The organism is Ruegeria sp. BHSB196 (assembly GCF_059613135.1).
On record NZ_JBXWRY010000031.1, the window covers coordinates 1 to 21,589 of the forward strand.

The window sequence follows — 21,589 nt, forward strand, 5'->3', positions numbered from 1 at the left end:
TTGCGATGTGGAACGCACCCGAGGCGATGAACAGGATATGGTCGGTCTTGACCGGGCCGTGTTTGGTGGACACCGTCGTGCCCTCGATCAACGGCAACAGGTCGCGCTGCACCCCTTCGCGGCTTACATCGGCGCCCCGTGCGTCCGCGCGCGCGCAGACCTTGTCGATCTCATCCAGAAAGACGATGCCGTTTTGTTCAACCGACTCCAGCGCGGCACGGGTGACGGCTTCGTCGTCCAGGAGCTTGTCCGCCTCTTCCCCGATCAGGATCCCATAACTTTCCGCGACCGTCATGCGGCGCTTGACCGTACGCCCTCCGAACGCCTTCCCGAAGATGTCGCCAAGATTCATCATGCCCATCTGGCTTCCGGGCTGACCGGGGATGTCGAACATGGGCAGTGGATTGGACGTATCGGCAACTTCAAGCTCGATCACCGTGTCATCAAGCTCACCGGCCTTGAGTTTCTTGCGGAACATCTCGCGTGTTCCCTCGCGGGCTTCCTCGCCGGCGATGGCTGCGATGACACGATCCTCGGCGGCCTGGTGGGCGCGGGCCTTGACATCCTCGCGCATGAATTCGCGGGTCTGGATGATTGCCGCATCCGCCAGGTCGCGGACGATCTGTTCGACGTCGCGGCCGACATAGCCCACCTCGGTGAACTTCGTCGCCTCGACCTTGATGAAGGGTGCGCGGGCCAGCCGCGCCAGCCGGCGGCTGATTTCGGTCTTGCCGACGCCGGTGGGTCCGATCATCAGGATGTTCTTCGGATAGACCTCTTCGCGCAGGTCATCCGGAAGTTGCTTGCGCCGCCAGCGATTGCGGAGCGCGACGGCCACGGCCCGCTTGGCATCCTTTTGTCCGATGATGAAACGGTCGAGTTCGGATACGATCTCGCGCGGGGTCAGGTCGGTCAAAAGCAACTCCTCTCGGTCGGCGGCGTTCCGTGCGAGTTTAGGTAGGCATGGGCATGGCCAAAACAACCCGTCCGGATGCGCGTGCGAGCGGTGGTTAGCAACGGAGCTTTCGCTTTGCAAACGGTTTCGGGACGGCGGCTGGACAATCCGTTAGGTGCAACCGTGTTGTTTTGCTAGGTTCGGAGTCTGACCAGTTGAGCCGGAGTCCCGCATGTCCACAATCGCCAAGATCACCTTGCTGTTCGTCGTTTTTGTGGATCTGATCGGTCAGGGCCTCGTGTTTCCGATCATCAACTCGCTGATCATGGAAACGGATTCGGGATTTCTGGCCGAATCCACCAAAGTGGGTACGCGCCATTTCTACTATGGCCTTGTGATCGGGTGTTTCTTCCTGTCCTGGTTTCTGGGTGTCGTCTATGTGTCCAAGGTGTCGGACTCGATCGGGCGCAAGAATGCGCTGCTGATCTGTCTTGGCGGGGCGCTGCTGGGCTATGCGATCACAATTCTGTCGCTCTATCTCAACAGCCTTCTGCTCTTGATCCTCGGGCGCAGCGTCACCGGCTTCACCGCCGGAAACCAGCCGATCGCGCAAGCCGCGATGATCGACGGCAGCACGGATGAGGCGGATCGCGACCGGAACATGGGTTATATCGTGACGGGCGTCAGTTTCGGCCTTGTGGGCGGTCCGATCATCGGCGCGATCCTGTCGGACAAGGCGCTGCTCGGCAGCGTGGCGACCTTCAAGACCCCGTTCTATGGGGCCTTCGTGCTGGTTCTGATCGCCATTTTTTTGGTGATCGGGTTCTTCAAAGACGCCAGAACCGAGCGGACACCCTTCGTGTTCCGGCCCCGTGACATTACCGACAGCCTCGTTGCGGTGGGGCAGCATCCGATGGTCCTGCGGATTCTCCCGGTCTACGTCTTTTTCATGATCGCCAATGTGACCTTCTACGTGTTCGTGGACAACTTCCTGACCAGCGCCTTCGGCTATGGCGTCATCGGCGGCAGCGTCGCGATGGTGGTGATCGGATTTGCGCTCGCGTTTTCGAGCACGTTCCTCGTGAAGCCGGCACAGGAACGGTTCAACAAGTTCGCGATCATTCGGGTGTCGCTGGCGACGATGTTCGTCTGCGGCCTTGCCTTTGCCTTCAGCCCGACCGGCGTGCTGTCCTATGTTCCGGTCTTCTTCTTCTACTTCCTCTTCGGCGTGTCCTATCCGACGGTTCTCGGGCTGTTTTCATCTAGCGTCAGCGAGGCGGATCAGGGCTGGGTCATGGGCGTGACCACGGCTGTCTTCTGTCTGGCCGGCGGTATCATGTCGCTGATCGGAGGTGGATTGATGAGCATCGACATCCGCCTGCCCTATTACATCGTGGCCATTGCCGCCTTTCTGGGCTTGATGGGCATGTATCGGACCTGGCGCAGCAAAGAGGTGAAGGCGCTTCTGGGATAGGCCGCAGACCTAGCCGGAACGGCCCGCGATGGTTTCGACGGTCAGGTTTCCGTTGGTGTAGACGCAGATATCGGCCGCAATCGCCATTGCCTCGCGCGCGACCTGTTCGGCCGTCCTGCCGCTGTCCATCATTGCGCGTGCGGCGGCCAATGCAAAGTTCCCGCCCGAGCCAATGGCGGCGACGTCGTGTTCCGGTTCCAGAACATCCCCGGCTCCGGTAATCACCAAAAGGTCTTTGCCATCCGTCACGATCAGCATCGCTTCGAGCTTTTGCAGGTATTTGTCTGTACGCCAGTCCTTGGCCAGTTCAACCGAGGCCCGGGCCAGTTGGCCCGGCATCGCCTCGAGCTTGGCTTCAAGTCGTTCCAGCAATGTGAAGGCATCCGCGGTGGACCCGGCGAACCCTGCGACAACCTCGAATCCGCCCGGCGAAAGACGGCGCACCTTGCGTGCGGTGCCCTTGATCACGGTTTGACCCAGGCTGACCTGACCATCCCCGGCGATCACCACCTCACCGCCCTTCTTCACGCCAATGATCGTGGTGCCGTGCCAGCCAGGAAAGTCGTTGTCTGCCATGAATGCCTCCGTGCGGTTGGAAGCACTTTATGGGCCGGGTCAGGTTCGGGCGCAACCGGTTCGCCCGGAATCCGCAAGATATGCAGGAATTGCATCTCGGGGCTGTCGAACCGGCATTTGTGAGTCGGCCGCGGTGCACCTAGATGAGCCTCACAACCGACGAGGGGTCGGCTGTTTCATCAGAAGGATCGCGCAAATGGCAACCACCGCAAACATCCATGCGCCGCTCGGAGCAGTCACCGTTCTCCATGTAGTGGACGCAATCATTTCAGCCAAGAACGTCATTATCGAATGGAATGAGGCCCGTGTGACCCGCCGGGTGCTTTCGAGGCTGACCGACGCCCAGTTGGACGATATCGGCCTGACCCGGGAAGACGTCGCCAAATTCTGACGCGAGGCCAATGCCCGACGAAATTCAAAAAGCCGCTCGAAACAGAGCGGCTTTTTCGTTTTTTTGTGCGAGGTTTCTTACAGGTCATGTCGTGACTGCGTGGTTGGGCATCCAGCGCATTCGGGAAATTGCCTACTGGCGGGCGGTGGTCTGGCCGGGCCGAGCGGGCATGTCCCGGTGGAGCGCAAAGTAACCGTAGACAAAGACCACACCGGCCACCGCGGCGGCCATGAAAAAGACGGCCGCGATCGAATTCGTGGCCGCAAAGATCGTGCTGGCGGCGGCCATGCCTATGGTGCCACCCAAAAGCTGGCAACTCATCACGATACCGCCGGACTGGCCGTGCATGCTGGCCGGAACCGATGTCATCACGGCGCGGCGCGGGGGTACGAAAAGGAACGGCACGACACACCCCCAGAACAGCAGGCCGAAATAGATCAAGGGCGTGTTCTGCCAGGCGACACCGGATGCCAGTATGGTGACGCCGATGGCAGCGCCGAGCGTGCCGGCCAGCGATGGGCGGCGCGAGCCGAAGCGGTCGGCAGCCTTCCCGGCAACCGTGGCGATCACGATCTGCGGCACGACCGCCGGTAAAAGCGCAAGCCCCGACAGAAAAGGGGAAAACCCCATGCGGAGCTGAAAATACATTGCCCCGAAGACCAGCAGCACGATCTTGACGAACTGCGCCGTGAACACGATGAGATTGGAGGCCAGGAAGTTCGGGTCGGCAAACAGGTGAACCGCGATCAGCGGCGTTGCGCTTTTCCGCTCCGTGGGCACGAATCCGAACAGCATCGCTGCACCCAGGCCAAGCGGCACCAGAACGTCCGGCTGCGACCAGCCGCGATCCGGGCCTTCCATGATCCCGAACACCAACAGCCCCAGCCCGCCGGTCAGCAGGACCAACCCCTTCCAGTCGAACCCGGCTTCCTTTTCGCGCGGAGGATCGCGCCAGAAGGTCAGCGTGATGGCGGCCACGATCAGCACGATGGGCGGGTTGATCCAGAAGATCCAACGCCAGGACAGGTACTCGGTCAGCAATCCGCCCACCAAGGGACCGAGTGCCATGAAACAGGTTCCAATCGTGCCGTACAGCCCCAAGGCAACGCCGCGTTCGCTTTCCTCGAAGGATTGGGTGATCAGAACCAGCGACAGAGGAAAGATCAGGGCTGCCCCAAGACCCTGCGCCATACGCGCCAGGATCAGTTCGGCACCGCTGTCGGCGAAGCCGCCGAGCGCCGAAGACGCGCCGAACACCAGCAATCCAGCATTGAGCAGCGCACGCGCGCCCAGGATGTCACCGAGCCGTCCGGCCGCGGCGGCAAGCCCCGCAAGGACAAGCAGGTAGACATTGACGACCCAATGGGCGTCAAGCGTGGACAGGGCAAGCTCGTGCTGTATGGATGGCAGGGCTACGCCGACAACCGTTTCATCCAGCAAGATGACGCCCAGGATGGCGCCCATGGCGCCAACGATCCACCACCGAGAGTTGCTGTGTGCGTTCATGCCCGGTCCGAGTGTAACACCCGTTCGCCTCCCAAGCGACGGTGTTCATGTGGCGGACCGCGCAAAAAAGGCGCCCCGTTCAGGGGCGCCCACTGTTGTTTGTGTTTTCGACCCGGCTCAGATCGATTCTTCGATCCAGCTTTGCAGCGCGGCTTTGGGAGCGGCGCCTGCGCGGTTCGAAACCACTTGACCGTTCTTGAAGATGAAAAGCGCCGGAATGCCGCGCACGCCCATGGCCGCCGCCGCGTTCGGGTTGCTGTCCACATCGACCTTGGCGATCTTGACCTTGCCGTCGAACTGCACGGCCAGTTCTTCGAGCGCCGGGCCGATCTGTTTGCAGGGTCCACACCATTCGGCCCAGAAATCCACCACAACGGGGATGTCCGAGTTCTTGACCTCGGCGTCGAAAGTTTCGTCGGTGACGGCTACGGTGGACATTTTCTGTCTCCTGAAGGGAATACGCTTGGACACAGAACGTATGTGCCACGTTATAGGAGGTCAAGATATCTGGGTGCGGCTCAGCGCGTCCGTCACAAGATCGTGTGGCAACCACATCAAGGTGGCCGTTCGGGTCCAGAGTATGCCGGTTCTGACGGTGCGGCCCGGATACACCTGGGCCAGCGCCTGCGCATAGGCGCCCATCTGCCTCAAGAGGCCGTCCGGACAGTCGTCCGGCGTTGCCGGAACCGCCGCATTCGTCTTGAAATCAATGACCTGCACCTCATCGTCCCGCACGATCAGCCGATCGATGACGCCATGAACCCGATGTGCCCCAAGGGGTGCGGTGAAAGGCACTTCGGCAAGCGCGCCTGGCGCAAAGACATCTGCCAATTCGGCGGCGGTCAGCACCGCCTCGGCTTCTCGCCGCAAGGTGTTTCGTTCCTCCTCCTGCATATCCGGCAGAAGCCTGGCGCAAACCAAGGGCCAGTCGATGGCGTCGAATTGCGGCAGTTGTTCCAGCAGCAAGTGCAGGCGCGTTCCGCGCAGCTTGGCGGCGTCTTCGTCCTGACCCATGTCGCCGGGCAATGTCTTGGCCCCGCCGAGATCCGAGGGGCTGAGGATTTCGGACTGTTCCGGAGGTACGGGTGCGGGGCTCCCGAACTCCGCGGGAAGCGGCGCGGTTGCATGTTCGGACGGCGCGCGCCCGATCAGCGGCAAGCCGTCCCAGTCGCCATGTTCCAGCCTGCGGGTTTCGCTGCCCGGCACCCGCGTCGCCCCTGCCCGCTCCATCGCCGATTGGACCATGCGGTACCAGCTTGCGTCCTCCTTGCCCACGTCGCCGGCGGCAGCCACGATCAGCCACTTCTCTGCCCGAGTGAGCGCAACGTAGAGCAACCGAAGCCGCTCGTTTTCCTCGCGGCTGCGCGCCGCATCGCGCGCCTGCGCGATCAGCCGGGGCGATTCGTCCGCAGCCACGCGCCATAGCGGCACACCCTCGGCCATCATGATTTCGGCGTCCCGCGGCGGTTTGCGCGCTCCGGTATCGGGCAGGATCACGATCGGCGACTCCAGCCCCTTCGCCCCGTGCACCGTCATGACGCGGATCATGTCGCCGAGGCCGCTCATCTGGCGCTTGATTTCCAGATCGTCGGTCTGCATCCACACCAGAAACCCGGTCAGGCTGGGAATGTCCGTGCGTTCGTAGGCAAGCGCCTGGGACAGAAGCGCGTTTATCCCATCCTCGGCTTCCGGGCCCAGCCGCCCGATCAGCTTTCGGCGCCCGTCGTGGCGGGTAAGTATGCGCTCGACCAGATCGTAGGGGCGCAGAAAGTCGGTCTGACCACGCAAGTCATTCAGAACGCTCAAGGTTTCGGCAAACTCGGCCTCGCGCTTGCGCAGGGCGGTCCAAAGGTACTTGTCCTGGCGGCGATGCGCGAGATCGAACAGCTGCTGCTCGCTCCAGCCAAAAAGAGGCGATCTGAGAACCGTTGCCAATGACAGGCTGTCCTCGGGCGTGGCCAGAAATCTCAACATCGCAGCAAGGTCTTTGACCGCAAGCTCCGCCCCCACTTTCAGCCGGTCCGCCCCGGCAATGGGCAAACCTACCGCTTTGCAGGCGCGGATGATCTCGGCAAACAGGTCCGAGCGGCGCTGGACGAGGATCATGAAGTCGCCGGGGCGGACCTTGCGGCGCACATAGGTTCCCGGCAAGTCGCCGTCATCCGGGATGGTTTCACCTCGGTCGATCATGGACTTGATCGCGGTCGCCACCTGCCTTGCAAGAACGACTGTGTGGTGGTGGGCGGCCGGTCGGTCCACCGGGTCGGACCAGTCGCCCTCTTCCCGGTCCTCGGCCTTTTCGACCACGGGCCACAAATCCACCCGGCCCGGTAAATCGGACTTGAAGGCGCGATGCTGCGACTCCTTGCGGAACCCGGCTTCGCTTCGCGAGTCGAACAGGAGATCGACAAGCCTTAGGATCGCGTCGGACGAGCGAAACGAATATTCCAGCGAAAAATCCCACAGTTTAGAGCCTGAATCCTTCAGTTTCCGCCCAAACTCGGCCTGCATCCTGTCAAAAGCTTCGGGATCTGCGCCCTGAAAGGAATAGATGGACTGCTTTTTGTCACCCACGACAAAAATCGTACGTTCGACGCCAGAGCGCGCGCCTTCGCCGCTGGTGAATTCCTGCGCAAGCTTTTCGATCACGTCCCATTGTTCCGGGCTGGTATCCTGCGCCTCGTCCACGAGGATGTGGTCGATCCCGCCATCGAGGCGGTAAAGCACCCATTGCGCCACGGCAGGATCATTCAGCAGCCGCCGCGCCTTCAGGATCAAGTCGTCAAAGTCCAGCCAACCCCGCAGCTGTTTGCGACGTTCGTATTCCGGCAGGAATACCGAGGCAAACTTGTGCAGGGCCAGGGACTTTTGGGCTGCCGAGAACGCCAAGCGTGCCTCGCGGGCGTGTTCAACCCGATGCATCAACGCTTCGAGCGCAGGCATCTTGTCGGCCAGCGCCCCTTGGCGCAGGGCTTTCGTGGGAAAGCTGCCGATCTTTGCCGAAAACGGCTCTTTGGCGGAAGGGCCGGTCAGCAGCGCGTCCTCCAGAATCGGCAGAGCGCCCGTAGCTGGCGCTGTAACTGCCGACAGCTTTGCCGCAGCCTTGGCATTGTTGCCCCCGCTTTCCTGCAGAACCGGCAGGATGGACCGGATCAGTTCAACCTCACCCCCCAGAAACACCGCGCCAATCAAGGCCCGTTCATCAAACCCCGCCCGCAAGCCGAACAGCGAAAGCAGTTCGGTCCAGCCCAAGGGAGGCGCAAAGGCCTCCCGCTTTTGGGTCAGGGCCTGGGTCAACGACTCAAAGCCTGTATCGGTCACGAACCGCGCGACCTCATCCACGAGCTGCCCATGCGGGCCTTCCGCCAAGTCCTCGAGGATCTCCGCGCGCAACAGGGCAGCGGCCCGGTCCTCCATCTCGGAGAATTGGGGGCTGACGCCCGATTCCAGCGGAAAGCGGCGCAGAAGGGCGGCGCAGAACGAGTGGATCGTCTGGATCTTCAGCCCGCCCGGGGTTTCGATGGCCCGCGCGAACAGCGTGCGGGCATGAGCCAGACGCGCCGCGCCGATGGCGCCTTCAACGCCCAGCGCGTCGAGTTGGGACAAGAGCTTGGCATCGTCCAGCATGGCCCATTCGCCCAACCGCCGAAACAACCGGTTCTGCATTTCGCTGGCGGCGGCCTTGGTATAGGTCAGGCACAGGATATGCTGCGGCTCCACGCCATTCAGCAGCAGGCGGGCAACCCTGTCGGTCAGAACGCGGGTTTTGCCCGAGCCGGCATTCGCGGCCAACCAGGTCGAGGCGTCGGGGCGTGCCGCCTGCACCTGGCGTTCGGTGGCGTCGTCGCGGGGGCTCACGTCAGCACCTCGGGATGCGGGGGATCGCTGCGGTCCCATTCGCCGAAGCGGGCCAGGTGGTCGTAATCGCCCATATCGCTGTCCTTGTGCAGCATGCGCCGGGACGAGTAACCCTGATCAGGCTCTAAATAAGCGGAAATCAGCTTTCGAAACGCGGCCAGTACCTGAGCGGCCGGTTCCTTGTCGATCGGGGCGGGAACCTCCTTGTACCGCCCGCCCATGCCGATGAACACCGCCTCGGCCACGGGCGCCGGGTCGAACCCCTCGATCCCGACGGTTTCGGCAATCGCCGTTTCGATCAGAAGCTGCTTGTCGAATTTCGATTGCTGCGCTTCCGTCGGAGGGTTGCCGGTTTTGTAATCATAGATCCGCAGCGTACCGCGGCTGGTCCGGTCGATCCGGTCGGCGCGGCCGACAATCGCAAAGTCCAGAGGGTCAAGCCGCATTTTCATGTCGGCTTCAAATGCGGCCGGGCCGCCATCGGCCCGCCGCGCGGCCTCGCTGGCCAAGAAGGCGTCTGCGATACGATCCAGCCGTGCCAACCACAGCTTGCGCGCCGTCGGCCATGCCACATGCTGGGCCAAGAGCATATCAGCGCGTTTGAGGAAATTTTCGCGCGTCAGCAAGGCGGTATCGAGAACGCTGTCCCGAATGAAATCCTCGAGTATCTCGTGGATGACAATACCGCGCAACAGGGCGTCTGGTGCCTGAACCAGCGGATCGAGCGGTCTCAGTCGCAACACATGCCGGGCATATATCGCATAGGGATCCCGGATCAGGCGCTTGATTTCAGTCACCGAAAGCTGTCTGGGTCGCGCAGGTACAGGCGGGCAGGGCGAGGGGCGGTTCGCAGGCGCAAGTCGTGGTGCGTCCTCCAGCTGTTCCGACCAGTTCAGCCACAGTCGGCCGCGGCTGCGCATGGCGGCCAACACGTCTGGCCCGCCTTGACCAGGCAGGCCCTGCAAAAGGTTGGTCAGGCGATTGAGCCAGCGCGACGGAACCGTTTCCGCGTCGTCCGATCGGGTGGCCCGTGTGAGCCAAACCTCGGGTGCACAGATCGCCTGCTGAAAGTCATGGGCCGACAGGCCGATGCGCCGTTCCGGCAGCAACAGGCCCGCCCTGTCCCGCATCTGCCGGTTGAGCCAGGGGTCCGGCGCGGCGGCTTCGGGCCACGTGCCTTCGTTCAGCCCGCCGAGGATCAGCAGATCGGCGCCGTGCACCCGCGCCTCCAGCGTGCCCCAGATCATGATGCCGGGATGCGGCGCGTCCCGGTCGCGGACCTCTTCGCCGGCCAGCAACGCGCCGACGAGATCGGCAAAGTCGCGGGCCGTCATGGCGCCACCATGCGCGGCCTCTTTTTCCAGCGCGGTGATGACGGACAGCGCCTTTTGTCCAGCGTTCTTGTCCCAAAGCGTCCCGGGAGATCCGCTGCTGCCGGCCGAAATCGCTTCGGCCAGGCCGCGCAGATGCCGCACCCATTCAGCCAGCGGCTTCTCTCCGAGCACCTGCTGATTGCAGAAATGGGCGACAAGCCAGTTTATCCATCCCTCGGGGATGTTCCTTTGCGTCGCAAAGGCGGTCAGGCTTTCCGCGTCCGGGTAGGGCGGGCCATTGCGGCGGAGGTCCAGTTCCAGATCGCGCGTGTGCAGCAGGTGCGCGCCCCGGTCGCCACCATCGTGACACAGCGGGTGTTTGAGAACCGTCAGCAAAGCCTCGCCATCCAACCGCTTCACGAACAGACCTGCGACATGGCGCAGGAACCGTCCCGGCGGCGACAGCTGCAAGGGCAGGCCGGCACTGTCGTCCGGCAGGATGCCCCAGCGATCCAGCGCGGCCGTGACCTGGCGCGTCAGCATCCGGTCCGGCGTGACGAGCGCGGCGGTTTGACCCGCCTCGGCCGCCTGTCTGAGGCGCAAAGCGATGGCAAGTGCCTCGGCCCGTGGGGATGGCGCTTCGACCAGCGTCACGTTGGCCATGGCGGGGCCGAGATCCGTCAGGCGCGGACCGTCCGTCATCCAGGCGTCGGTGACTGGCGCCGGGAGCAGAGCCAGCGAGATCAGACGGTTGCGGGCCGGGGAAGGGGGCGGATCGTCGGTCCAGCGCAGGATTTCACAGGGTTCGAGCCCCAGGTTGCGCATCAGCTTCCGGAACCTGAACTGCGGATGATCTTCGGACGAAAGCGCCTCATCGAGTCCCGACCACACGTGATCGGGCAGATCGAAATCGAAACCGGGCAGAACGACGGCGCCCTGCGGCAAGCGCGCGACTGCCTCCATCAGCATCAGGGTCGTGCCGCGCGAGCCGGTCGAACCGGCCAGAATGACGGGATGCCGCGGCGGGGCCGCCTGCCAGCGGTGGATCAGATTCTCGACGACGCGGCGTTGCCGGGCCTGTACGTCCAACGCGTCCTCGTGCGCGGACAGGAATTTGTCGGCAATACCGATGAACGCCTGTGCCCGCGCCCAGTGACCGGACATGTCGCTGACATCCAGCCTTCGGATCGCCTCTGCCGACACACCTTCGCCTTGCATCTCGTCGATCAGCGCTGCCAGGCTGTCGGCCAGATCGAAGACAGAGGAACGGGCAGCGAGGTCGGGCTGCTGTTCCAGCAGCTTGGCGATCAGCTGCGTCAATTCCAGGCGACGGCGCAGCGGTGGAATGGGTGGAGGCAAGCGGGCCATATCGGCGTTTTCGCCCAGGTCGGTCACCAGTGACATGCGTGGCAACAGGCGGGCTGGACCTTGGTCGAACACATCCAGGATTCGCCGCGCCATTCGCCGGGTGTTGACGATCAGCTGTACGCGGGCGAGGGCCTCGGGCGGGGACGCGGACAGGCGGCTTGTCAGGCCAGCGACCAGGGCCATTGGAAAATCGACGCCCGGCGGCATGGCAAACACGCGCGGTGTCTCTTGCGGCTCAAACATTGGCCAACATGCCTTCGGCCAGTTGAATGCCGGCGGGATGGCCGACATCGCACCATTGGCCGGGATAGCTCAGAGCGAACAGCTGTTCGTCGCGTTGCATCCGATCCCAAAGCAGGTTGAGGGAAAAGGATTTCTGAGGAAAACTGGCGAGGCCGTCCGTCTTCACGATCTGCGCGCCGCCATAGACGAGGCCCGGACCGCGCACGATACGACCGTGTTCGTCCACCGCGAAATCCCCCGTTCCCGTATGCCCCTTTGTCCGTGCGATTGGCACACACATCAACAGGGCGTCCATCTTGTCCGGATCCCAGGCCGCGCGCAGCAGCTCCAGCGGGTTCGGCCCGACCCAGATCGCGTCGGTATTGAGAGTAAAGACCGGGTCCGGGCCAAGCAGCGGCAAGGCCGCACGCAAGCCGCCGCCGGTGTCCAGAATCTCCGGTTCCTCACGGGACAGCGCAACGCCATTGGGCTCCAGATGTTCGGCCAGTTGCTCCGGCAGATAGTGGACATTCGCCACGATGCGCACCGGACCGATGCCGCGCGCAATATCCAGGGCGTGATCGATCAGGGGCCGGCCAGCGACCCGGATCAGTGGCTTGGGCATATCGCGTGTCAGCGCGCCCATGCGCGTACCGAAACCCGCCGCAAACAGCATCACTGCCTTGGGACCGGCGGTCATCTCGATCGCAACCTTTCCAGGTTTTCCGGGCTCGGCGGCGGCAGGTTTTCCCGCACGAGACCCGCAACCGGTGCAAGCGCGGGATGCTCGAGGTCACGCATCAGATGCGCCCATGCCGCAGGTATCAGATCAACGTAATGCGGTTTTCCGCGCTCGGTCGCCAGTCTTGCGAAGACACCCAGAATGCGCAGGTTGCGCTGGGCGCCAAGCACGGCATAGGCCGTGCGATAGCTGTGCTCATCCATCCCGGTGGCATCCAGGTAGCGTTGGATCATCGCCATTTCGACCGCGCCCGACACTTTGCGGCGCACATCCTGAAGCAGGGACACGAGGTCATAGGCGGGATGACCAAGCATCGCGCATTGGAAATCCAGCAGGCCCACCCGCGCCGGGCCTTTCCGGTCGGGCAACCAGATCAGGTTCTCGGCATGATAGTCCCTTTGCACCAGAACCTTCGGCCCGTGCACGTCGCGGTGCAGGACATCTTCGAACCGCTCCATGAAACTGCGGATCACGGCGCCGCAATCTGTGCCGAGAATCCCGCCGGCGTATTTGGAGAAGGCCAGCGCCGAGAGCTCGGTCATCAGAGTCGGCCCGTAGCTTTCGAGGGCCGGCAATGGTGCGCGATGAAGGGTCACGAGCACGTCCGTCGCCGCCTCGTAAAGTGTGCGTTCCTGGTCCGGATGTTTCATTAAATGGCGGGCGAACAGGTCGTCGCCCAGGTCTTCGAGCAGCAGAAACCCGAACTCGGAATCTTCGGCATGGATTTCCGGTGCGCTCAGCCCGGCCGCGCGCAGATGATTGGCGATGGTCACGAATGGGCGCACATCCTCGCCCAGTTCGGGCGGTGCATCCATCAGGACGGCCGTTCGACCGGTTTCGGGATCGGTCAGCCTTTCGTATCGGCGATTGCTGGCATCGCCCGCCAGGGGTTTCCGGGTCGCCTTGGCCCAGGGCGTTCGCGCGATCAGGGCCTCGGCCAGGACCGTTCGGTTCGTCATGCTGCCTTGTCCAACAACGGTGACCATTTCGGATCGCTCCATTCGAATGTCAGATGCCGTACGCCCTCGGAGGTCGGGTCGGGCGAAAACGTCAATGTCAGAGCCGAATCCGGAGTCAGAAGCCCCAGCTTGTCCGGCCATTCGACGAGACTGATCGCATGATCGAACGCCTCTGCCAAGCCGAGTTCCTCGAGTTCCTCCCAGGTCGTCAGACGATAGAGATCCGCGTGCCAGATCTCGCCCTTGGCGGTGTCGTAGGTCTGTACCAGCGTAAAGGTCGGCGATGGGACATCCTCGGGCGTCGCCAGAAGCGACTGGATCAGGGCGCGCGCAAAGTGCGTCTTGCCGCTGCCGATGCCCCCCGACAGCAGGATGCAGTCGCCGGGCGAAAGCGCGGCGCCCAGCCGGGCGGCAAAGTCTGCGGTGTCATCCGGGGTGGTGAAAGTGCGTGTCAGCGGGGCGGAATTCATGGCGTCACAATGGCCGTGACGAAGGTCGGCTGCAAGCCGGTTCAGGCGTTCGCGGCCTCGAGCGCGGGCAGAGCCGATCCAACCTCATCCGGTGTGAACCGGATGACCGTTGCACCGTTCTGGATTGGGCTGACCGTGCAAGTCAACGCGACACCGTCGCGGGTCCGGATGGGCGACGACCATTCGGCCCGGTTCTCGTGCATGCCGACGAAGTCCCTGATCTCTCCCCAGATGGGCGTGGCCGCGCATTTCTCCTGCCATTCCCGCGTGGCATCCAGAACGGTGCTGGGCATCAGCTCGGTTTCCGGATCGGACCCCCAAAGGCGGTGATAGGCACGGTTCGAAAACACAAGCGAACCGTCGGCGGCAAAGACGGCAATGGCGTCCACCAGCTTGTCGAATATGGCCTGCACTAGCTCCAGCTCGGATCGGAACCTGCGCGTGAGCGTGATTTCGGCGGTGATGTCCTCGAACAGAAAGGCGACGGCCCCATCGGGATGCGGGCGGGCACTGACGGAATAGACGGACCCGCAGGCCAGCGACCAGGTCTCTTGATACCGGCCGTCGGCGGCAGCTTCGAGCAGGTCATTCATCTGCTTGCGCCAACCCCCGTAATTCTTGGGTTCCGGCATCATGTTCTGATCGCGGAGCCGGTCGAAAAAGCTTGAGATACTGGGGCGGCAACTCAGGAAATCCGCAGGCAAGGTCGTGAGATCGATCAGCGCGGGGTTGAACAGGGCCAGTTGCCGGTTGCGGTCAAAGATCGCCAGGCCGGTCGACAGCTGGGCAAAGGTTTTGGCAAGGGTCTGCACGAATTTGCGTTGAGCCACTTCGGCCTCGACGATCGCGTTGACATCGACCGCATAACACAGGACTCCGTCCTGGTGCCCGACGACGCTGAGGTCGAACCACAGCTTGCGGTCCGAACCTTCGATCGAAACCGGCACCCGGGTCTTGCCGCCGCCGTGCATCTCTTCATCGACCGGCGGAAAGATGCAGTTGGTCAGATCGGTCTCCTTGCCCCGGATCTTTCTGGCCAGAGCGATGTACGCGGCGTTGCACCACCGGACGTTCTTGTCGTGATCGATCAGCCAAACGGGATACGGCGCCTTGTCCATGGCGAGGCTCATCGAGCCGTTGTCCGCGCGCCGGACCGATTTGCCGCTTGCCTGGCCCGACAGATCGCGGATCTGAACCCGGACGACGCCATCGATCCATTCGCAGAACACGTCGCGGTCATGGGCATCGTCGATGGCCGGAACTACGATAGTGCCTTGTCGGAATACGGCGTCCGGACTCTCGGGAAAGGTCGGGAAGTTGCGCCGCAGCAACTCGCGCAAGTCGCTCCAGCTTTCGACGGTTTCGTAGCCGGCAAGGGTGACATCCGAATGGGTGATCAGATCCTCGCCATCGAACAGAAAGACCGAGTCGTGCAGCGATCCCGGCGTCAGCAGCCCGAAATCCGTATCCCGCCGGGTTCGTCGGGGCAAAAGCCACATGATTGCCAGCCCCGACGAAAGCAGGCAGATCCCCGCCAGAACGATCCAGTCAGCCATGGCTGCATTCTGCCCCTGTCCAAACGGCCATAGGCGAGGAATGGGTGAAAAAGATTAACGTGGCGTTAACTAGACCGGGATTTGCTGATTCAGTCCCGATGGCACCGGGTTGTCGCCGGTCTGCGCGTCGATGAGGTTGCGCGGCCAAAGAACCTTGACGATCGCGCCGCGCCGTTCCGGCCGGTCGCAGAGCGTCTGGTAGGGATCGGCGCCATTGGCGAACTTGAGCTCGGCGCCGCTGCGTTCCAGCAGGGTCTTGGCTATGAACAGCCCGAGCCCCATACCTTCGTATTCCGGACGCGCCTTTTGGTCGGACTCGGCGCGCCGCCGGCGAACGAACGGGTCGCCGATCCGGCCGATCATCTGAGGGGGATAACCTCGGCCGTCATCCATGATGCTGACGACGATCCAGTTTTCGGTCCACTCCGCCTCGACCCACACGTTCGCGCGCGCAAAATCGACCGCGTTCTGGATCAGGTTTCGCAGACCGTGAATGATTTCGGGTTTGCGCAGGATCGAAGGCTGCTGAACATCTCCGCCCTGGCCGGGGCCTTCCTCGAAATGCACGTTCTTGCCGCGATGGACGTGCGGTTCGGCTGCTTCGTGGATGACGGTGGACAACGGCGCCTGCCGAAGATGCAGGTCATCTTTGCCCGCACGTCCCATGTTCCGCAGGATGTCACGGCACCGATCCGCCTGTTCGCGGATCAAGGCGGCATCGTCGCGCAGGTCGGGCCGGTCATCGAGCTCTTCGATCAGCTCCGAACTTGCCAGCTTGATCGTGGCCAGCGGCGTGCCCAACTCATGCGCGGCCGCTGCCACCACGCCGCCAAGGTCGGTCAGCTTCTGCTCGCGCGACAGTGCCATCTGCGTGGCCGCCAGGGCCTCGGACATCGACTGGACCTCGGAACTGATGCGATAGGAATAGGCGCCGAGAAACACGATGGCGATCACCAGGGCCACCCAGTTTCCGAAAACGAAGATGTCGGGGATGCGCAGAATGAAACCCATGTCGGTTCTGAGCGGCAGATGAAACTCGGCCAGAAGAGTCACGAGTATGATTGCGACGCCGCCTATGATGACCGTGGATCGCAGGTTCATCACGTTGGCCGAGATCGTGACCGGCCCCAGCAGCAACAGCGCAAACGGGTTATGCAGGCCCCCGGTCAGATACAGCAGAAAGGACAGTTGCAGCAGGTCGAACAGGACCATCAGAAAGTTCTCGAATTCCGAAAGCCGCTTGTTTTCGGGAAAAAGAAAGATCGCCGTCAGGTTGCCCATGACCGAGATGCCGATGGCGAAATAGCACAATCCCAGTTCCAGCTGGATGTCATACATCCGCTGCGCAACGGTGATTGCGATGATCTGTCCAAAGATGGCCACCCAGCGCAGCAGGATCAGCGTCCGCAGGCGAATCCAGCTGCTGCGCTCCTGTCCGCGCCAAAGACTGATATTGGAATCCGACATCGGTCGATTATGTCCTGTTGCAACCGCTGACTACCTTGATAGGTGTCCGCGCCGGAACGATCAACAACTCGACTGTCAGGCCCAGATCCCATGACCCGAACATATGCCATTCTCGCCGCTGCCGTACTTGTCGCCGTTTTGGGCGCGACATGGGTAATGACGCTTGGGCGAGGGTCGGACGATCAGTTCGCCCAGTGCCGGTCCAGTCAGATCGCCGGCGGGGCGGGTTCCATCGGCGGGCCGTTCGAACTGGTCAACGCCAAGGGAGAGACCGTGACCGACAAGGATGTCATCACCGGCCCGTCGCTTCTGTATTTCGGGTACACCTTCTGTCCGGATGTCTGCCCGCTTGATACAAGCCGCAATGCCGAGGCCGTGGATATCCTGGAGGCGCGGGGCCAGATCGTGACGCCGATCTTCATCTCGGTCGATCCGGATCGGGATACACCCGAGGTGGTCGGCGATTTTGCCTACAATCTGCACGAGCGGATGATCGGCCTGACGGGATCGCCGGAACAGATCCACGCAGCCAGCAAGGCCTACAAGACCTATTACAAGGCGCATGACAAGAGCGACGAATATTACCTGGTGGACCATTCGACCTTTTCCTACCTGGTTCTGCCCGAACACGGGTTCGTGGAGTTCTTCAAACGCGAAGACACCGCCGAAGAGATGGCGGACAAGATCGGCTGCTTTCTGGAAAACATGTGACCGCGATACCGAGTTTGACCTTTGGCAAGGTGCTGGTAATACTCGCCCACAGGCAAAGAACGGATAACCGCAGAAAGAAAAAGCATGGCCGACACCCCACAGCTTGAAATCGGACCGGACAAGTCGTTGTTGCTGGTCGATGACGATGAGCCGTTTCTGCGGCGTCTGGCGAAGGCCATGGAGAAACGCGGATTCGAGGTGGAAACCGCTTCCTCGGTCGCCGCAGGGCGGGCCATCGCCACGGCCAGGCCGCCCGCCTTTGCCGTTGTCGATTTGCGGTTGGAGGACGGCAACGGTCTGGATGTCGTCGAGGTGCTGCGCGACAAGCGGCCCGACAGCCGCGTCGTGGTGCTGACGGGATACGGGGCGATTGCAACGGCGGTCGCCGCGGTCAAGATCGGCGCCACGGACTACCTGTCGAAACCCGCCGACGCGACCGACATCACCAATGCGCTTTTGGCCAAGGAAGACGAACTGCCGCCGCCGCCGGAAAACCCGATGAGCGCCGATCGCGTGCGGTGGGAGCATATCCAACGGGTCTATGAGTTGTGCGATCGGAATGTTTCGGAAACCGCGCGACGACTGAACATGCACCGCCGGACCTTGCAGCGGATTCTGGCAAAGCGCAGCCCGCGCTAGCCAGCGCGGTTCTTCCTTCAAACCTGATCCATCAATTCCTGGTGGCGCGCCATATAGGCGGTGCGCACCTTGACCGGCGGGCGCAGTCTGATGTGAAGCCCGTCGATCAGCGCCTTGTCCGGGCGCCCGAAGAACTTCGTCGCCTCGGCCTCAGAAAACCCGGCAATCTGCGTCGCCTCCATCCAGGCGCTGATCCTGTCCGCCCGCTTGATCTGTTTCTTCACGGTCGCAGGAATTTCCGCCGGTAGGCCAAAGCGAATGTGGATCGCGGCCGCCAGCCTGTCGTCCAGCTTGCCATAGTCCGGTCCGACGGCGGATTTGACCGGAGAGATCATGTCTCCGATCACGTATTCGGGTGCGTCGTGCAAAAGGGCGGCCAAACGCCATTTCGGTGGCGCCTTGGGGGAGATGCGGCCGAACAGTTCTTCGACCAGCAGGGAATGCTCGGCGACGGAATAGGCGAAATCGCCATCCGTCTGGCCGTTCCAGCGCGCGACAAACGCTAGTCCGTGGGCGATGTCCTCGATCTCGATATCCACCGGGGTGGGGTCCAACAGATCCAGGCGCCGTCCCGACAGCATTCTTTGCCACGCTCTGGGTTGTGTTGCCATTCTGCCATGCCTCTTTCTGTCCGCCGCGCTCATGCCACATTTCGGGCGTAGCCTGTTTGGCATCCTGATCACATGCTGCCAACACCTTCTTGAAGGTGCGTGCTTTGAACCGGCACATGTGGATCACGATATCAAGCGCAGAGGGGGGCGTGCACTCCTCCCGGCGCGTCCCCCTCAAACCGGAACGTCTAGCGAAAGGAGCTTGTCATGTTCAAGCGCGTGTTGGGAGTCGCACTGGCATTCGGCATGGCCGCCACCGCGCCGCCTGCCCAAGCGGCCAATTGCGCAATGCGCGATGCGGTCGTCGCAAACCTGAAGGAGAAATACGCCGAGGAACTGACCTTTGGTGGCCTGCAAAAGACCAGCGGGGCGCAGTCGGTCATGGAAGTCTGGTCGTCGAAAGAAACAGGCACGTATACGGTGCTTTTGACCCATGCCAACGGCATCAGTTGCATAGTTGCCGCAGGCACCGACTTCTTCGAGGCGATTCCGAAAGAAGAGGCAAAGGGCACACCCAGCTGAACTGGGAAATCCCTCATTCAAATCATACGCTTGACACCTCGCTTGGCGCGAAGGCGCCGGCCGGTCATCAAAGTTGCCATGTGCAGTGATGAGTGTTAAGGGCTCACCGGACGAGTTATGCCGGAATGGAGCTTCTGATGCCCGCTGATTACATAGTTAAGGATATTTCCCTGGCCGAATTTGGCCGCAAGGAATTGGACATTGCCGAAACCGAAATGCCGGGCCTCATGGCGCTGCGGGCCGAGTATGGCGAAAGCAAACCCCTGAAGGGCGCCCGGATCGCCGGGTCGTTGCACATGACAATCCAGACCGCGGTTCTGATTGAAACCCTGGTGGCGCTGGGCGCGGATGTTCGTTGGGCTTCGTGCAACATCTTCTCCACCCAGGATCACGCCGCCGCGGCCATCGCTGCCAGTGGCACGCCGGTCTTTGCCGTCAAGGGCGAGACGCTCGAGGAATACTGGGACTACGCCGACAAGATCTTTCAGTTCCCCGAGGGCGGCGCAAACATGATCCTGGATGATGGCGGCGATGCGACGCTCTACATCCTGATGGGCGCGCGGGTCGAAGAAGGTGAGACCGAGATCATCGAAAACCCGCAGTCGGAGGAAGAAGTTGCGCTGTTCGACCAGATCCGCAAGCGGCTCAAGGAAAGCCCCGGCTGGTTCGTCAAGCAGCGCCACATGATCAAGGGCGTCTCGGAAGAGACGACGACCGGCGTGCATCGCCTGTACAAGATGATGGAAAAGGGCCACCTGCCGTTCCCGGCGATCAACGTGAACGACAGCGTCACCAAGTCGAAATTCGACAACAAGTATGGCTGCAAGGAATCGCTGGTCGACGGCATCCGCCGCGCCACCGACACGATGATGGCCGGCAAGGTTGCCGTGGTCTGCGGCTATGGCGATGTGGGCAAAGGCTCGGCAGCCTCGCTGAGTGGCGCAGGTGCCCGGGTGAAAGTCACCGAGGTTGACCCGATCTGCGCTCTGCAGGCCGCCATGGACGGGTATGAGGTGGTGCTGCTGGAAGACGTGGTCTCGACCGCGGACATCTTCATCACCACCACCGGCAACAAGGACGTGATCCGCATCGAGCACATGCGCGAGATGAAGGACATGGCCATCGTCGGCAACATCGGACATTTCGACAACGAGATTCAGGTGGCCAACCTGAAGAACCACAAATGGACTAACATCAAGGACCAGGTGGACATGATCGAGATGCCTTCGGGCAACCGGATCATCCTGCTGTCCGAGGGCCGGCTTCTGAATCTCGGCAACGCAACCGGGCATCCGTCCTTCGTGATGTCGGCCTCGTTCACCAACCAGGTTCTGGCGCAGATCGAGCTTTGGACCCGCGGTGAGGCGTACGACAATCAGGTCTATATCCTGCCCAAGCATCTGGACGAAAAGGTTGCCCGCCTGCATCTGGACCGCATCGGCGTCAAGCTGACGGAACTGCGCCAGGACCAGGCGGACTATATCGGTGTGAATCCGGAAGGCCCCTTCAAGCCCGAACACTACCGCTATTGAAGGCGGACCGACGCGCAGCGCGCCGCGGGAGAGATCCCGCGGCGCGTTTTTCTTGGCGCGACACGAGTCTGGATGGCTTCAGCCGAGGCTGGGCATGAAGTCACCGCGCCCCCGCGGCGTCAGATCCAGAAGGTTCCACAGGGACCACATTGGATCCACATGGCGCGGGTGCCAGGAACTCGGTTCGAAAAACAGCTCGGAACTCCAGAAGTGGTGTATCCCGCCGCCGTTCCGGTGGAACACGTTCAAAATGGGCAACTGATCGCCGCCGTCGCTTTCGGCAAGATAGTCCCGCTGATACCCGGTTCCCTGGGCCGAATAGAGGGGCAAGGTTCCCCAACCCATCGTTTTCCGAAGCTCGGCCAGCTTCTCCGGGGAATTCTGGGCGACGATCGCAAGCGAAACCTCGCGCGTGATGTGTTTCACCTGTCCCGCCAAACCATCCAGAAAAGCCGCACACATGGGGCAGGCCTTTTCGGCGTTGGGCCCGTACATCAGCGAATAGATCACCAATGTGTCATGTTCCCCGAACAGCGACGACATCGGCGCAGGCTGGCCCTTGGAATTGTGAAATACATAATCCGTGGGAACGCGCCCGCCCGGGGGCATGGCGCGGCGCAGGGCGGCGACTTCTTCGGTGAGGGCACGCAGGTTGGCTTCGGCGGTCAGCAATTCCGATCGGGCCGCACGGTATTCCGCGCTTTCGTTGGGCAAGTTGACAGGCATCACACCCTCCCTGTGTCAATAATTAACCAAAATGTTAAACAATAGCGGGCA

General features: G+C 62.2%; 19 protein-coding genes. 6 read left to right on the forward strand and 13 right to left on the reverse strand.

The window, feature by feature from the left end; genetic code table 11:
* A partial coding sequence (hslU, locus tag AC2FNJ_RS14690; protein WP_496765255.1) for an ATP-dependent protease ATPase subunit HslU occupies positions 1-916 on the reverse strand: 916 nt, incomplete at its 3' end.
* Between the two features lie 211 nt (positions 917-1,127).
* Here hslU and AC2FNJ_RS14695 point away from each other — a divergent pair.
* A complete protein-coding gene (locus tag AC2FNJ_RS14695) occupies positions 1,128-2,369 on the forward strand; it encodes an MFS transporter (RefSeq protein ID WP_496765256.1) in 1,242 nt (413 codons plus the stop codon).
* Positions 2,370-2,378: 9 nt separating this feature from the next.
* Here AC2FNJ_RS14695 and hslV read toward each other — a convergent pair whose 3' ends face one another.
* The gene (gene hslV, locus AC2FNJ_RS14700) at positions 2,379-2,945 is read right to left on the reverse strand and encodes an ATP-dependent protease subunit HslV (protein ID WP_496765258.1); all 567 of its coding nucleotides are present in this window, start codon (positions 2,943-2,945) and stop codon (positions 2,379-2,381) included.
* 196 nt (positions 2,946-3,141) lie between these two features.
* Here hslV and AC2FNJ_RS14705 point away from each other — a divergent pair, with 196 nt between their 5' ends.
* A complete protein-coding gene (locus AC2FNJ_RS14705; protein ID WP_496765260.1) occupies positions 3,142-3,336 on the forward strand; it encodes a DUF1127 domain-containing protein in 195 nt (64 codons plus the stop codon).
* A gap of 132 nt (positions 3,337-3,468) precedes the next feature.
* Here the strand turns inward: AC2FNJ_RS14705 and AC2FNJ_RS14710 are convergent, their stop codons facing one another.
* The 9 genes from AC2FNJ_RS14710 to regB form a co-directional block, all read right to left on the reverse strand.
* A complete protein-coding gene (locus AC2FNJ_RS14710; protein ID WP_496765261.1) occupies positions 3,469-4,842 on the reverse strand; it encodes an MFS transporter in 1,374 nt (457 codons plus the stop codon).
* Between the two features lie 117 nt (positions 4,843-4,959).
* On the reverse strand, positions 4,960-5,280 hold the full coding sequence (gene trxA / locus AC2FNJ_RS14715) for a thioredoxin (protein WP_496765263.1): 321 nt from the start codon (positions 5,278-5,280) through the stop codon (positions 4,960-4,962).
* A 60-nt stretch (positions 5,281-5,340) separates the two neighbouring features.
* Entirely contained in the window at positions 5,341-8,700 is a 3,360-nt protein-coding gene (gene addA / locus AC2FNJ_RS14720; protein ID WP_496765265.1) for a double-strand break repair helicase AddA, read from the reverse strand.
* Positions 8,697-11,624 carry a double-strand break repair protein AddB gene (gene addB / locus AC2FNJ_RS14725; RefSeq protein ID WP_496765267.1) on the reverse strand — a complete coding sequence of 976 codons (2,928 nt, stop codon included), beginning with the start codon at positions 11,622-11,624 and terminating at the stop codon, positions 8,697-8,699. The genes addA and addB overlap by 4 nt, the downstream gene beginning before the upstream one ends.
* Positions 11,617-12,303: a nucleotidyltransferase family protein gene (locus AC2FNJ_RS14730; protein WP_496765268.1), complete on the reverse strand. Its 687-nt coding sequence runs from the start codon at positions 12,301-12,303 to the stop codon at positions 11,617-11,619. Before AC2FNJ_RS14730 ends, addB begins: the two co-directional genes overlap by 8 nt.
* A complete protein-coding gene (locus AC2FNJ_RS14735) occupies positions 12,300-13,304 on the reverse strand; it encodes an aminoglycoside phosphotransferase family protein (protein ID WP_496765270.1) in 1,005 nt (334 codons plus the stop codon). The genes AC2FNJ_RS14730 and AC2FNJ_RS14735 overlap by 4 nt, the downstream gene beginning before the upstream one ends.
* A complete protein-coding gene (tsaE, locus tag AC2FNJ_RS14740) occupies positions 13,301-13,774 on the reverse strand; it encodes a tRNA (adenosine(37)-N6)-threonylcarbamoyltransferase complex ATPase subunit type 1 TsaE (RefSeq protein WP_496765271.1) in 474 nt (157 codons plus the stop codon). The genes AC2FNJ_RS14735 and tsaE overlap by 4 nt, the downstream gene beginning before the upstream one ends.
* Positions 13,775-13,815: 41 nt before the next feature.
* Positions 13,816-15,330, reverse strand: coding sequence for a PAS-domain containing protein (locus AC2FNJ_RS14745; protein WP_496765273.1), 1,515 nt, complete (start codon positions 15,328-15,330; stop codon positions 13,816-13,818).
* Positions 15,331-15,399: 69 nt separating this feature from the next.
* On the reverse strand, positions 15,400-16,797 hold the full coding sequence (gene regB, locus AC2FNJ_RS14750; RefSeq protein ID WP_496765275.1) for a sensor histidine kinase RegB: 1,398 nt from the start codon (positions 16,795-16,797) through the stop codon (positions 15,400-15,402).
* A 90-nt stretch (positions 16,798-16,887) separates the two neighbouring features.
* On the opposite strand from regB, the gene AC2FNJ_RS14755 reads away from it, so the two are divergent.
* Positions 16,888-17,508: an SCO family protein gene (locus AC2FNJ_RS14755; protein WP_496765277.1), complete on the forward strand. Its 621-nt coding sequence runs from the start codon at positions 16,888-16,890 to the stop codon at positions 17,506-17,508.
* A gap of 84 nt (positions 17,509-17,592) precedes the next feature.
* Positions 17,593-18,147, forward strand: coding sequence for an ActR/PrrA/RegA family redox response regulator transcription factor (locus AC2FNJ_RS14760; RefSeq protein WP_496765279.1), 555 nt, complete (start codon positions 17,593-17,595; stop codon positions 18,145-18,147).
* Positions 18,148-18,164: 17 nt separating this feature from the next.
* Here AC2FNJ_RS14760 and AC2FNJ_RS14765 read toward each other — a convergent pair whose 3' ends face one another.
* Positions 18,165-18,758 (reverse strand): HD domain-containing protein, encoded by a 594-nt coding sequence (locus tag AC2FNJ_RS14765; RefSeq protein ID WP_496765281.1) that lies wholly within the window; start codon positions 18,756-18,758, stop codon positions 18,165-18,167.
* Positions 18,759-18,965: 207 nt separating this feature from the next.
* Here AC2FNJ_RS14765 and AC2FNJ_RS14770 point away from each other — a divergent pair, with 207 nt between their 5' ends.
* Positions 18,966-19,280, forward strand: coding sequence for a hypothetical protein (locus AC2FNJ_RS14770; protein ID WP_496765283.1), 315 nt, complete (start codon positions 18,966-18,968; stop codon positions 19,278-19,280).
* A gap of 137 nt (positions 19,281-19,417) precedes the next feature.
* Entirely contained in the window at positions 19,418-20,812 is a 1,395-nt protein-coding gene (gene ahcY / locus AC2FNJ_RS14775) for an adenosylhomocysteinase (protein WP_496765285.1), read from the forward strand.
* Between the two features lie 78 nt (positions 20,813-20,890).
* Here the strand turns inward: ahcY and AC2FNJ_RS14780 are convergent, their stop codons facing one another.
* Positions 20,891-21,538: a DUF899 family protein gene (locus AC2FNJ_RS14780; protein ID WP_496765287.1), complete on the reverse strand. Its 648-nt coding sequence runs from the start codon at positions 21,536-21,538 to the stop codon at positions 20,891-20,893.
* Between the last annotated feature and the right edge of the window lie 51 nt (positions 21,539-21,589).